This window comes from Streptomyces sp. NPDC002276, assembly GCF_053891435.1.
This window is the reverse complement of the sequence record NZ_JBSFCQ010000003.1, coordinates 364,993-377,895: the sequence shown is the minus strand read 5'-3', so window position 1 is coordinate 377,895 and position 12,903 is coordinate 364,993. Positions and strand designations below refer to the sequence as shown.

At 70.8% G+C, this 12,903-nt stretch carries 15 protein-coding genes; 4 read left to right on the top strand and 11 right to left on the bottom strand.

From position 1 onward, the window contains the following. Positions 1 to 5: 5 nt before the first annotated feature. The 9 genes from ACWIHT_RS10700 to zapE all read right to left on the bottom strand — a co-directional run bounded on the left by ACWIHT_RS10700 (position 6) and on the right by zapE (position 7,932). A complete protein-coding gene (locus ACWIHT_RS10700; RefSeq protein WP_456166594.1) occupies positions 6 to 701 on the bottom strand; it encodes a peptidyl-tRNA hydrolase in 696 nt (231 codons plus the stop codon). A 479-nt stretch (positions 702 to 1,180) separates the two neighbouring features. Next, on the bottom strand, positions 1,181 to 1,324 hold the full coding sequence (locus ACWIHT_RS10695; protein ID WP_405990212.1) for a hypothetical protein: 144 nt from the start codon (positions 1,322 to 1,324) through the stop codon (positions 1,181 to 1,183). Positions 1,325 to 1,353: 29 nt separating this feature from the next. Next, positions 1,354 to 2,196 (bottom strand): polysaccharide deacetylase family protein, encoded by an 843-nt coding sequence (locus ACWIHT_RS10690; RefSeq protein WP_456166592.1) that lies wholly within the window; start codon positions 2,194 to 2,196, stop codon positions 1,354 to 1,356. A gap of 56 nt (positions 2,197 to 2,252) precedes the next feature. Further along, the gene (locus ACWIHT_RS10685; RefSeq protein ID WP_456166590.1) at positions 2,253 to 3,128 is read right to left on the bottom strand and encodes a PPK2 family polyphosphate kinase; all 876 of its coding nucleotides are present in this window, start codon (positions 3,126 to 3,128) and stop codon (positions 2,253 to 2,255) included. Positions 3,129 to 3,239: 111 nt separating this feature from the next. Continuing rightward, the gene (locus tag ACWIHT_RS10680) at positions 3,240 to 4,043 is read right to left on the bottom strand and encodes a slipin family protein (protein WP_456166588.1); all 804 of its coding nucleotides are present in this window, start codon (positions 4,041 to 4,043) and stop codon (positions 3,240 to 3,242) included. Positions 4,044 to 4,143: 100 nt separating this feature from the next. Next, positions 4,144 to 5,601 (bottom strand): SulP family inorganic anion transporter, encoded by a 1,458-nt coding sequence (locus ACWIHT_RS10675; RefSeq protein WP_456166586.1) that lies wholly within the window; start codon positions 5,599 to 5,601, stop codon positions 4,144 to 4,146. 8 nt (positions 5,602 to 5,609) lie between these two features. Further along, positions 5,610 to 6,188, bottom strand: a complete 579-nt coding sequence (locus ACWIHT_RS10670; RefSeq protein ID WP_456166584.1) for a carbonic anhydrase — start codon at positions 6,186 to 6,188, stop codon at positions 5,610 to 5,612. Positions 6,189 to 6,275: 87 nt separating this feature from the next. After that, positions 6,276 to 6,674, bottom strand: coding sequence for a hypothetical protein (locus tag ACWIHT_RS10665; RefSeq protein WP_456166582.1), 399 nt, complete (start codon positions 6,672 to 6,674; stop codon positions 6,276 to 6,278). Positions 6,675 to 6,828: 154 nt separating this feature from the next. Beyond that, positions 6,829 to 7,932 (bottom strand): cell division protein ZapE, encoded by a 1,104-nt coding sequence (gene zapE, locus ACWIHT_RS10660; protein ID WP_456166580.1) that lies wholly within the window; start codon positions 7,930 to 7,932, stop codon positions 6,829 to 6,831. A gap of 37 nt (positions 7,933 to 7,969) precedes the next feature. Here zapE and ACWIHT_RS10655 point away from each other — a divergent pair, with 37 nt between their 5' ends. The 4 genes from ACWIHT_RS10655 (at position 7,970) to msrB (ending at position 11,354) form a co-directional block, all read left to right on the top strand. Next, entirely contained in the window at positions 7,970 to 8,764 is a 795-nt protein-coding gene (locus tag ACWIHT_RS10655; RefSeq protein ID WP_456166578.1) for a pyrimidine reductase family protein, read from the top strand. A gap of 154 nt (positions 8,765 to 8,918) precedes the next feature. Beyond that, a complete protein-coding gene (locus ACWIHT_RS10650) occupies positions 8,919 to 9,392 on the top strand; it encodes an indole-3-glycerol phosphate synthase (RefSeq protein ID WP_200715996.1) in 474 nt (157 codons plus the stop codon). Positions 9,393 to 9,514: 122 nt separating this feature from the next. Then, positions 9,515 to 10,933 carry a UDP-N-acetylmuramate--L-alanine ligase gene (gene murC, locus ACWIHT_RS10645; RefSeq protein ID WP_456166576.1) on the top strand — a complete coding sequence of 473 codons (1,419 nt, stop codon included), beginning with the start codon at positions 9,515 to 9,517 and terminating at the stop codon, positions 10,931 to 10,933. Between the two features lie 13 nt (positions 10,934 to 10,946). After that, positions 10,947 to 11,354 (top strand): peptide-methionine (R)-S-oxide reductase MsrB, encoded by a 408-nt coding sequence (gene msrB / locus ACWIHT_RS10640; RefSeq protein ID WP_456166574.1) that lies wholly within the window; start codon positions 10,947 to 10,949, stop codon positions 11,352 to 11,354. A 165-nt stretch (positions 11,355 to 11,519) separates the two neighbouring features. Here msrB and ACWIHT_RS10635 read toward each other — a convergent pair whose 3' ends face one another. Continuing rightward, positions 11,520 to 12,425 carry a hypothetical protein gene (locus tag ACWIHT_RS10635; protein ID WP_456166572.1) on the bottom strand — a complete coding sequence of 302 codons (906 nt, stop codon included), beginning with the start codon at positions 12,423 to 12,425 and terminating at the stop codon, positions 11,520 to 11,522. Beyond that, a complete protein-coding gene (locus tag ACWIHT_RS10630; protein WP_456166570.1) occupies positions 12,422 to 12,841 on the bottom strand; it encodes a hypothetical protein in 420 nt (139 codons plus the stop codon). The genes ACWIHT_RS10635 and ACWIHT_RS10630 overlap by 4 nt, the downstream gene beginning before the upstream one ends. Between the last annotated feature and the right edge of the window lie 62 nt (positions 12,842 to 12,903).

Genomic DNA, 12,903 nt, shown 5'->3' with positions numbered 1-12,903 from the left:
CCCCGTCAGCCGATGGGTCCTCGCTCCTCACCGCGCAGCTCGCCGACCCGGTCGTGCCCCTCGACCGCGACGGTCAGCCCGGGAGCGATCTCGGTGAAGCCCGCGTCCCGGACCAACGGCCGCTCGCCGCTGGTGAGTTCGGCCCACTGGGCGGGGACGGCCGTGCGGACGGAGAGCGGGAACCCGGCCTGACGCCAGGCGGTCCGCTCCTCCTCCGACAGCTCCCACCAGGCGAGTTGGGCGCCGTGACCGGTCTGGGCCATCGTCTTGCCGGCGGACATGTCGAGGTCGGGGTTCAACCAGAGCACCGGTGCCGTGGGGTCGGCGTCAGCCGGCGGTTCGGGGTCGTCGAGGTCGGTGCCGGACACCTGGAGCCGGGCCAGGTCCTTGGGCCAGCCGTCGAGCGGGACGGGCGGGAAGACCCGTACCTCCGCCGACTTCCCGGTCACCGTGATGCCCGGCAGCGCCTCGGCCCGCCGCCACTCGGCCCCACGCGCCCGCCGCACCACCTTCCGGATCCGCGCGTCCTGCCAGTCCCGCACGGCCTGTGCCCACTCCCCGTCACCGAGGGCCCGCTCGTCACTCAGGATCGTCAGCACGGCCCGGGCCGCCGTCTCCAACGCGTCCGTCCGAGCCGGCGGAGCATCCCGCTCGATCCGCACGACCAAGGGCAACACAAACTGCGGAGCCTCGTCACGCACGGTGGGCTCGTTGAGAAAGGGATCGGCACTATCACTGGTCACAGCGTCCAGTCTGCCAGGGGGAAGGGCGGCCCTTGAAAACCCCGTTGAGTGAACCCACCCAGGGGCGCGGGGCTATGACATTGTGCGGCTCCGCCGCGTGGGCGCGCCCAGCCCCAACGCACCGGCACCCGCCAAACGACCTACTCCCCATGACGCTCTCGCGAGAAGATGCCGCGGTGTGAACCTGACCTTGACACCGAACAGCCTCACCCGAGTAGAGGGAACCAACGGCACCGGCAAATCCACGCCCCTCCGACACCGTCCCCGCCTGTCTGCTGGTCGCGCTCAGCACTGCGGCGGCGCTCGGCACGGCGGTCAGCGGTCTGGTCAGCGGCTCGCGGTCCGGCACGGTCCCGGTCCCGCCGCTGCCCCTGGCCGGGGCGGCTCTGGTCACGGCGGCGGTGACCGTCGTGACCTGCGCCCTCATATCCCGCCGCTCACCCTGAACAGGCGGTCCGCTGCGCTTCCTGCCACTCGCACACGGGGCACAGCGTGATCCCCTTGTACGACTCCGGGTACTCGGTGGGCTCCCGGCACAGCACGCACTCCGCGTACGCCGACGCCGGTTCTTCGTCACTCATGAGACCAGCGTACGAGGAGCGCGGAAACCTCAGTGGTGCCGGTCCGCCGCCCCGATCAGCTCGGAGACCTTCACGAACCGGTACCCCTTCTTCCGCAGCTCGGGCACGATCATGCGGACCGCCTTCTCGGTCGCCGGGGCGGCGCTGCGGGTGCAGTGCATGACGACCACCGAGCCGGGCCGCACACCCTCCAGCACCTGCTGGGCCACGGCGTCCGAGTCCGTCGCGAAGGCGTCGCCGCTCACCACGTCCCACTGCACCGCCGTGACACCGACCGCGCTCAGCGTCTTCAGCGCCTGCCGGTCGTAACACCCGCCGGGGAAGCGGAAGTACGGCATCGCGTTCGGCACGCCCGCCTTCTTGAACGCCGTGTACGCCCGCTCCACATCGGCCTTCATCCGGTCCCGGGAGACGGTCGGCAGGCCGTAGCAGTCGCCGGTGAAGGCGTAGTGGCTGTAGGAGTGGTTGGCGATCTCAAACTGCGGGTCCCGCCCGATGTCGCGGGCCTCGGCCGGGTACTCGTCGGCCCATCGGCCGGTCATGAACACGGTCGCCGGTACCTTCAGCGCCCGCAGCGTCGCGATGAGCGGCGGATTGTCGAAGTGCTCGCCCGCCGCGGCGCGCGGTCCCTGATCGGCGGTCATGTCGGCGTCGAAGGTCAGCGCGACGGTCTTGCCGTCCACCCGCGGACCGTTCTTGAACACGGGGGTCAGTCCGGCGGGACCGGGCGCGAGGGTGGGCGGCCGAGAAGGCGCGGCGGGGGACGCGGTGGGCGCCGGACGGCTGGCGTGGGGCGCGGAAGGGGCCCCGCAGGCGGTGAGCGCGGCGCCGAGCGCACAGGCGGCGGCGACTCGTCGTACTCGAATGGTCACCGTAAGAACATATGTGAGTAAAAGAGGCTAATCGGCCATCGACACGGAATGGGCCGTCAGTCGGAGTCGAGCAGCCGCTTCCGGCATGCCGCCACATCGAAGTCCGCCTCCGGATACCGCGGATCCAGGGCCGTCAGGTGGTCCAGGAGCAGGCGGCTGATGGCCCAGTTGCGGTACCACTTGCGGTCGGCGGGGACCAGGTACCAGGGGGCCTCCGGGGTGGAGCAGCGGGCGAGGGCGGTCTCGTAGGCCTGTTGGTACGCGGGCCACAGGGCGCGTTCCTCGATGTCGCCGGGGTTGAACTTCCAGTGCTTGTCCGGGTTGTCGAGGCGTTCCAGCAGGCGGCGGCGCTGTTGGTCGTAGGAGATGTGGAGGAAGCACTTGACGATCGTCACGCCGTCGTCGGTCAGGGACTTCTCGAAGCGGTTGATGCGGCCGTAGCGGTCGTTGATCTCGCGGTCCGGGGCGAGTTCGCGGACGCGGGCGATGAGGACGTCCTCGTAGTGGGAGCGGTCGAAGATGCCGATCTCGCCGGGCTCGGGGAGGGCGCGTTTGATGCGCCAGAGGAAGTCGTGCTTCCGCTCCTCGGTGGTGGGCGCCTTGAAGGCTCGGATGCGGCAGCCGGAGGGGTTGAACAGGCCGATGACGTGCTTGACCGTGCCGCCCTTGCCGCTGGTGTCCATGCCCTGGAGGACCAGGAGGAGGCGGCGCCGGTCGCCGCCCGTGCTTGCCGCCCAGAGGCGTTCTTGCAGGTCGGCCAGGTGTTCGCCCATCCGGGCGGTGTCCTTGAGGCCCGCCGCCTTGTCCGCGGGGCCGCCGGGGGTGGCCGTAGCGTCGCAGGAGGAGAGGTCGACCGGTCGGTCGGCGGGGACGCGCAGCAGGTCGGTGAGGGCCTGCTGTCCGTTCTCGCGCTTCGTGCCCTTCTTGGCCATGGGGACCCCTTCCGGTCGGCTCCCTCGATCCTGCGCGGCGAGGGCGGGGGCCGCCAGTCAGTGGCCCGTACCGGCCGGTCGGCGTGGCCGGTGCGGGCGGGCGCGGGTGCGCTACTGCTCGACAGCGGGCGGAGGTGGGGGAGGGGTGGGCGGTTGCGGCTGTGCTCGTTCCAGGAAGCGCAGCAGTTCCACCGGGAAGGGGAGGACGAGGGTCGAGTTCTTCTCGGCCGCTACCGCGACCACCGTTTGCAGGAGCCGGAGTTGGAGGGCGGCCGGCTGCTCGGACATCTGCTCGGCGGCCTCGGCGAGTTTCTTGGAGGCCTGCAACTCGGCGTCGGCGTTGATGATCCGGGCCCGGCGCTCGCGGTCGGCCTCGGCCTGACGGGCCATGGAACGCTTCATGGTCTCGGGGAGGGACACGTCCTTGATCTCGACGCGGTCGATCTGCACGCCCCAGCCGATGGAGGGGCTGTCGATCATCAACTCCAGTCCCTGGTTGAGCTTTTCGCGGTTGGAGAGCAGGTCGTCCAGGTCGCTCTTGCCGATGATCGAGCGCAGTGACGTCTGGGCCATCTGCGAGACCGCGAAGCGGTAGTCCTCGACCTTGATGATCGCGTCGGTCGCGTCGACGACCTTGAAGTACACGACCGCGTCCACGCGCACTGTCACGTTGTCGCGAGTGATGCCCTCCTGCGCGGGGACGGGCATCGTCACGATCTGCATGTTGACCTTGCGGAGCTTGTCCACGAACGGGACGACCGTGGTGAAGCCGGGCCCCCGCTCCGCGCCGGCCACCCGCCCGAGGCGGAAGACCACCCCGCGCTCGTACTGCTTGACGACCCTGGCCGCCGCGGCGACATACACCGCGCACGCGGAACCGGCCGCCACGCCCGCCACCAGCAGTTCCTGGAGCATTCCGACCCCCTTGCCGAGAGGCCCTTTTGTCTGCTCCTGCAAGGGTATGCCCGGTGCCTGCCCCGGGGCCACGATCACCCCGGGGCAGGCACCGGCCCGCCTACGCGGCGGTGACCTTCACCGGCTCGGTACCGGCCGCGCTGTGCCGCTCGGCCCAGTTCTCCAGGGCCGTACGGCAGGCGTGGTCCAGGTGGTGCAGGCCGGAGAGGTGCAGTTCGACCGGCCGGTCCTGGGGGAGCGCCTCCAGGCTGTCGAGGATCTTCGGCAGCCGCAGAAAGGTCGCGTTGCCCGACAGGTACGCCTGCACCGGGCCCGAGCCCTTGTCGACGACCTCCAGCTTTATGTGCGAGGCCTCCCACGCCGTCTTCGCGACGGCCAGTGCCAGCCCGATGAGCACACCCTCGAACATGCTGACCGCGACGATCGACAGCGCCGTGACCACCAGGATCAGCGCCTCGCCCCGGTGCTCGCGCCACAGCGACACGATCTCCCGGACGGGGATCAGCTTGGCGCCCGCGTGCACCAGGATGCCCGCCAGGGCCGGGATCGGGATGTACGCGAGGACGTCCGGCAGCAGCGCCGCGAACAGCAGCAGCCAGACGCCGTGCATCACCCGGGACGCCTTCGTCCGCGCGCCCGCCTGCACGTTCGCCGCGCTGCGCACGATCACCGCGGTCATCGGCAGCGCGCCGAGCAGCCCGCAGATCGCGTTGCCCGCGCCCTGCGCGACCAGCTCCTTGTCGTACGCGGTACGCGGCCCGGAGTGCAGCCGGTCCACCGCCGCCGCGCTGAACAGCGACTCCGCGGACGCGATCAGCGTGAACGCGACGATCGTGCCCAGGAGCCCGACGTGCGCCACTTCACCGAACTCGCTGAGGGGCGGCGGCTGGAGCGAGCCGAGCAGCCCCTGCACCTCGACGGTCGCCACCGGCAGCCCGAAGGCGAGCGCGGCGAGGGTCGCCAGTCCTACGGCGGCCAGCGGGCCCGGGACCGTACGGACCTTGGCGGGCAGTCGCTTCCACAGCACCAGTACGGCGATGGTGGCGGCGCCGAGCGCGAGCGAGGCCAGCGCCTTCGTGTTCCCGGCGGCGTCGACGAGCGTGCCGGGCAGCTCGGCTATCTTGTCGAGACCCGAGGCGGGGGCCTTCGCCCCCGCCACCGAGTACAACTGCCCGGCGATCAGCACCAGTCCGATACCGGCGAGCATGCCTTCGACGACCGAGACCGAGATGGCCCGGAAGTAGCGCCCCAACTTCAGGACGCCCATGAGGACTTGGAGCACGCCGGTCGCGAGCACGATCACTCCGAGGGCGGGCAGTCCGTACTCCCGCACCGCCTCGAAGACCAGCACGGTCAGACCGGCGGCGGGCCCGGACACCTGGAGGCTGCTGCCCCGCATGAGTCCGGTGACGATCCCGCCCACGATGCCGGTGACCAGGCCGAGTTCGGCCGGCACACCGGAGGCGACGGCCACGCCCACGCAGAGCGGGAGCGCGACCAGGAACACGACGAGGGAGGCGGCGAAGTCCTGCCGCAGATAAGGGAATTTGGTCAACATCGGCGCGCTCACAGGGCCTTGAAGGCGTCGACGGCGGGGTCATGCACCTGGACCGCGCCGGTGTGGACCTCGTAGAACCAGGCGTGCAGGGCGAGTTGACGGTCCTTCAGTTTCTTCTCGATGTACGGGTACGAGCGCAGCCTCAGCAGTTGCGTGAGGACGTGGCTCTGTACGCCTTCGGAGACGGCCGGGTCGTCGACCGTCCCCTCCGGCCTGGGAGTCGCGTGCGTGAGCCAGTCGCGCACGGCGGGTACGGCGGTCAGGTCGTCGCCGCGCACCAGGGCGCCGACCGCGCCGCAGTGCGAGTGCCCGCAGACCACGATGTCGGAGACGCCGAGGACCTCCACGGCGTACTCGATGGTGCACGCCTCGCTCGTGGGGTGCTCGGAGGCGTACGGCGGGACGATGTTGCCGGCGGTGCGCAGTTCGAAGAGCTGGCCGGGGCGGGCGCCCGTGATCAGGGCCGGTACGACCCTGGAGTCGGAGCAGGTGATGAACAGCACCTGCGGGGACTGGCCTTCGGCGAGTTTGGCGAACTCCTCAGGGCGTTGTCCGAACGTACGGGCGTTGTCGATGAGGGGCTGCATGGCGTGAGTACTCCTCCTGGCGCGCCCTCTGGGCGCGTCGGGCTTGCATGACAGTGTGCGTGGGGGAACCGACTGCCTGCTCGACTCTCAGCAGCGGAAGACCTGAAGTGCCGCCGGAGAGTGCGCTGTCGAGGATCTCGCTGTGCGGTGGTGCGCCGCGCCGGGCGCCACCTCTGGGCGTGCGGCCGCCGGGTCCTGTGTCAGCAGGGGGCGTTCGGGCGTCTCGGGCCCGCAGTCGGCGGTGCGGAAACGGTCGCGCAGCCGCATCGGGACGGTGGGGGTCCCGGAGGCGCCGCAGTCGCGGAACGTGATCGTCTCGGCGCGCAGGGCCTTGCCGCTGAGCTTGAGCGCGGGCTGGGCCTTGGCCTCCGCGTGACGCGCTGTGTGCGCGGGTGCGAAGGGTTCCATGGGTGCGAAGAACGGAAGGGCAAGGAGGACGGCGGTGAGGAGCGTCACGACGGTCCGAGCCGCCTTACCTCGGAACATGCGCCCCCCTTCGGCCGGTTGATGTTCCTAGTACAGACCAAGGCCAGGTCAACGGCTGGTCAAGTGACACGGTATCCCGGTGAAGTTGTTTGCAGGGTTAACGGAGCGTTTCCGATCCAAGAGAGCGTGAAAAGCGTGCCTGGGCTGGCGTGAACTAGACGGTTTCGACGAGGCCCTTGGCGTCCCGGGCCAGCGCGGTGAGACGGGAGATCGCACGGAAGTACTTCTTGCGGTAGCCGCCGTTCAGCATCTCCTCGCTGAACAGCTGGTCGAAGGGCAACCCCGAGGCCAGGACGGGCACTTCACGGTCGTAGAGCCGGTCCGCGAGGACGACCAGTCGCAGGGCCGTCGACTGGTCCGGTATCGGCCGGACGTCGGTGAGGCAGACCGCTTTGAGGCCGTCGGTCAGGGCGCCGTAGCGGCTGGGGTGGACCTTGGCGAGGTGGGCGAGCAGGTGCGGGAAGTCGTCCAGGGAGGCGTCGGCGGTGGCGTACGCCGCCTTGGTGACCTGCTCGTCGGTGAACGGCTTCGGGGCCTCGGGAAGCCCGCGGTGGCGGTAGTCGTCGCCGTCGATGCGCAGCGAGCGGAAGTGCGCGGACAGGCCCTGGATCTCGCGCAGGAAGTCGACCGACGCGAACCGGCCCTCGCCGAGCTTGCCCGGCAGGGTGTTGGAGGTGGCGGCGAGCGCGACGCCCGCGTCGACCAGCTTGCCGAGCAGGGTCGACACCAGGACGGTGTCGCCCGGGTCGTCGAGCTCGAACTCGTCTATGCACAGCAGTCGGTGGCCCGACAGCGTCTGGACCGTCTTCTGGAAGCCGAGCGCGCCGACCAGGTTCGTCAGCTCGACGAAGGTGCCGAAGGCCTTGAGCGTGGGCTCGGCCGGGGTCGCGTGCCACAGGGAGGCCAGCAGGTGGGTCTTGCCGACGCCGTAGCCGCCGTCCAGGTAGACGCCACGGGGGCCCGCCGGGGTCTTGGGCGCCCTGCCCCTGCCGAAGCCGAGGAAGCCGCGCTTCGCGGTCGCCGCGTGCGCCCCGCCGAGCCCGGTGGCGAAGGTCTCCAGGACGCCGACGGCCTCGGTCTGGCTGGGCTGGTTCGGGTCCGGGATGTACGTGGCGAAGCGCACCGAGTCGAAGCGCGGCGGCGGCACCATCTCGGCGACCAGCCGGTCCGCGGGGACGTACGGCTCACGGGCGCACAGGGACAGCGGGGCCGCGTCTGCTATCGGGCTGATCCCGGAGGCGGCGGAGGAGGACGACACGGTTCACCACTCTAAAGGCCGTGCCACACTGCACGACATGCGACGCCTGTTCCCTGTGACCGACGAAACAGCAGCCCAGGCCTCGGACGGGGCCCCTGATGCGCGTGTGACGGACCGGGAGTGGGGGCTTCCGGAACTCGCGGCGGCGTACGCCTACCCCGTAGGGGAGGGCCCCTGGCTGCGCGCCAACATGGTGTCCACGCTCGACGGGGCCGGTCAGCACGAGGGCCGCTCGCAGCCCATCTCCGGTGACGCCGACATGCGGATCTTCGGCACACTGCGGGCGCTGGCGGATGTCGTGGTCGTCGGTGCGGAAACGGTACGCCAGGAGGGTTACCGGCCCGCACGCGCGCGTGCGGAGTTCGCGGCGGCGCGGGCGGCGGCCGGACAGGCGCCCGCCCCGGTGATCGCGGTCGTCACCGCGAGCCTCGACCTGGACTTTTCGCTTCCGCTTTTCGGCTCGCCCCTGGTGCCGACGCTGATCCTGACGGGCGCCGAGGCCGCCCCGGACCGGGTCGCGGCGGCCGAGAAGGCGGGCGCCCGGGTGGTGGTCGCCGGTGACGGCGCCGGCGTGGACCCCGCACGGGCCGTACAGGCGCTCGCGGACCTCGGGCACACCCGGCTGCTGGCCGAGGGCGGGCCGCGGCTGCTGGGGCAGTTCGTGGCCGCCGGGGTGCTCGACGAACTGTGCCTGACCCTCTCGCCGATGCTCGTGGCGGGGGAGGCGCAGCGGATCGCCGGAGGGCCGTCGGTTAAGGTTCCTCAGCGCTTCGAACTGGTGTCCCTGCTGGAAGAGGCCGGGTTCCTGTTCGGTCGCTACCGTCGGAGCTGAAAACGGGCGGAATGATCCGTTCCGTTTGTCTTTCGGCGGGCACACTAAATCCGGCAGTACCCGTGCGATCACGGGGCAGGATGGTTTCCGCAGGGCCTGGCAGGCCCACGGAGGAGAGAGGGCCCGAGGGTCCTCGAAGGAGAAGGGGCGCCTGGTGTTCACAAGCGTACTGATGATCGAGAAGGCCCTTACGTCCGCCGACGTGGAGTTCGTCACCACCTTGCACGGTGACGAGACCGTCTCCTTCCACGTGTTGCTCCAGCCCCGCGGCGACCAGGCGGACCGCCTGCTGCGGGCCATCGACGACGTCGCCCTCGGCGAACTCGACGAGGCGGCGCACGAGCGGGAGACCCCCGAGGGCAAGGACGCGGCGGAACTCGGCGCACAGGCCCTGTCGGTGTCCCTGGACGCCCTGCACGCGGCCGGCAGCGAGGCCGAGGGGCGGCTCATCGAGGACCACCCGCTGGACGCCCTCAAGACCCTGGTGGACGAGATCGGCGCCGACGAGGTCATCGTGCTGACCGACCCCCACTACGTGGAGGAGTTCTTCCACCGCGACTGGGCCTCCCGGGCCCGTCACAAGGTCGGCGTACCGGTGCTGAAGCTGTTCTCGCACAGCAAGGAGTAGCCGGCGAGGACTAGCGGGCGGGGAGCGGCGGGCGGGTGTCCGTGATTGTCGGTGGCACCGAATAGGCTGGCCGCCGAACGTCCGCCGTATCCGTACGAACCAGCACGCACAGGGAGACACACATGGCACCCGGCCTTCCCACCGCCATGGACCGACCGCACTTCATCGGCATCGGCGGGGCCGGAATGTCGGGGATCGCCAAGATCCTGGCGCAGCGCGGCGCGAAGGTCGCGGGCAGCGACGCCAAGGACTCCGGGACCGCCGACGCGCTGCGCGCCCTGGGCGTCACCGTGCACGTCGGACACGCGGCGGAGCACCTCGCCGACGACGCCACCTGCGTGGTCGTGTCGTCGGCGATCCGCGAGGACAACCCCGAACTGGCCCGCGCGGCCGAACTGGGCATCCCCGTAGTCCACCGCTCGGACGCCCTGGCCCGCCTGATGGACGGCCTGCGCCCGATCGCCGTCGCGGGCACGCACGGCAAGACGACCACGACGTCGATGCTCGCGGTCTCGCTGACCGAGCTGGGTCTCGACCCGTCGTACGCGATCGGCGGCGACCTGGACGTCCCCGGTTCGAACGCGCTGCACGGCGACGGCGAGATCTTCGTCGCCGAGGCCGACGAATCCGACCGCAGCTTCCACAAGTACGCCCCCGAGGTCGCGATCGTCCTCAACGTGGAGCTGGACCACCACGCCAACTACGCGTCCATGGAAGAGATCTACGACTCCTTCCAGACCTTCGCCGACCGGATCGTGCCCGGCGGCACACTGGTGATCTCGGCGGACCACGAGGGTGCGCGGGAGCTTACGCGCCGGGTGTCAGAGTCCCCTTCGGCTTCCGCTTCCGCTTCGGCCTCCGTGAAGACGGTGACGTACGGCGAGGCGGAGGACGCCGACGTACGCATCCTCTCCGTGGTCGCGCAGGGACTGAAGAGCGAGGTGACGGTCGTCCTGGGCGGCGACGAACTCACCTTCACCGTCTCGGTCCCCGGCCGCCACTACGCGAGCAACGCGGTCGCCGCCCTCGCCGCGGGCGCCGCGCTCGGCATCCCGGCGGCGGAACTGGCGCCCGCGCTGGCCGCGTACACGGGCGTGAAGCGGCGCCTCCAGCTCAAGGGCGAGGCGGCCGGCGTCCAAGTGATCGACTCCTACGCCCACCACCCCACCGAGATGACCGCCGACCTGGAGGCGATGCGCGCGGCGGCCTCCACCGCGCGGCTGCTGGTGGTCTTCCAGCCCCACCTGTTCTCCCGCACCCAGGAACTCGGCAAGGAGATGGGCCAGTCCCTCGCCCTCGCGGACGCCTCGCTGGTCCTGGACATCTACCCGGCCCGCGAGGACCCGATCCCCGGCGTCACCAGCGACCTGATCATCGAGGCCGGGCGTGCGGCGGGCGCCGACGTGGCCCCGGTACACGACAAGGCGGGCGTCCCCGAGATCGTCGCGGGAATGGCGAAGCCCGGTGATCTGGTTCTCACCATGGGAGCGGGCGATGTGACAGACCTCGGCCCGCGGATCCTGGACCGTCTCGCGAAGTAAGGGGCTGAGCTGCATGTCGTACGACGTCGAAAAGCCGGACGAGGAATGGCGCGCGGAGCTGAACCCGGCCGAGTACGCGGTACTGCGGCAGGCCGGCACGGAGCCGGCCTTCGTCGGCGAGTACACCGACACCAAGACGAAGGGCGTCTACTCCTGTCGCGCCTGCGGCGCCGAACTCTTCACCTCCACCGAGAAGTTCGAGTCCCACTGCGGCTGGCCGAGCTTCTACGACCCGAAGGACACCGACGCGGTCGAACTGATCCAGGACCGCTCGCACGGGATGGTGCGCACCGAGGTGCGGTGCGCCCGGTGCGGGTCGCACCTCGGTCACGTGTTCGAGGGCGAGGGCTATGCGACGCCCACGGACCAGCGGTACTGCATCAACAGCATCTCGTTGCGCTTGACGCCTGACGAGGCCTGAGCCGGTCCGCGGGGGGAGCCGCGGACCACGCGACACTGGGTGGCCTGGCGGACGTGTCTCCGTCAGGCCGGGCCGGGTTCCCTCGGCGGAGGAGAGCCGCGCGCTCAGCGCGGAGGCCGGGAAGACGGGACAGCGAGAGCCGCGCCAGCTCATCGTGTAGCGAGGTCAGACGCCCTTGCGCAGCATGCGGGTCAACGTCGCCCCGTGATCGGGCGTGAACCCGTCCGGGCACGCCAGTCCCAGCGCCTGGGCCAGGTCCCGCCCGTAGAGGTCCACCGCCGACTCCACCAGTTCGGCGAGGACGGCCGTCGCCGCTCTCCCGCGCTCCCAGGCCGTGCCCACGATCGCGCCCGCGATCACGGCGGCGGGCCACCACCACACCGCGAGCACCAGATACAGCACACCCCAGCCCGCCAACCGGCAGGTCGAGGCGAAGGCGGCTTGAGCGGTCGCGATCTCGGCACGCGACGCCTCCGGCATGCACAGCCACAGCCGCGGCCACGCCGCCGTCAGGTCAAGGTCGTACGCCTGGTGCACACGCTCACCGGCCGCCCGCATCCGGTCGGCCATCCACGTCGGCCGGTCCGGTTCGACCAGGCAGATCCGGTTGCGTACGACGAGAAGCCGAGCAGAGTCCGGCAGGGGGCCGGCGTCGCCCGCTTCACCCCATCCCTGCTGACGGCGGTACCGCTCCAACAGCACGCACCGGTAGGCCTGGTGGGCCCTCCGCCAGTTCCTCCGGCGTTGTTCGGTCAGCCGACGCCCCACGGGCCCGCGCCCCGCCGCGAGCCACAACCGGGCGACACCGCCGCCCACTGACTGTGCCACCAGGCCCACACCCGCGGATCCGAGCAACAGCGCCGCGCCGGTCGACACCACCTGCCCGATTCCCCGGCGACGCGCGGCGATCCGGTTCACATGATCGGCAAGCATTCCCAGGTCGTACCAGCCGCCGTGGCGCAGCACCATCGCCCCTGCGGCGACCGCCAGATAGAGCGCGCCCGGCAACACCAGCAGTGACAACCAGCGTTCGGCCACCTTCTTGCCCAGTTCGGCCAGGAAGGTGTTCAAGGCCTGGTCCTGACGCGGACGAGCGGTCGCTCATGGACGGTGCACACCGGGTCGGTGATCCGAGCGCCCCACTCGGGCAACTCCGCCCGCATGCACCGGTTCTCGCCCGGGCACGCGAGGACTTCCTCGAAGGGATGCTCGTCGGGTCCGCCCAGCGGTTGATACGTGTGGCCCGTCCCGGAGGCGGGAGGGGGCGAGGCGGTTCGGTAACGCCCGAGACCGGCCGCGTAGCCGGCCATTCTGAGCGCGTGGTCCAGCTCGCCCAGGAGCCGCACCACCTGTTCGGCGTCGGCGCCGTCGCGCACGGCCGCGACGGTTTCCTCGGCCTTGGCCCGGGCCGCCCCCTCGCTCAGTGGTGGGCCCGCGGCCTCCAAGAGGACACACATGCGCGCGAGTTCTTCCGCCGGCCACCTCATCAGCGGGTCCCTCCTCGTCGCACCGGACTTCCGCGGTCAGAGACTAGGCGGCCTATGCGACA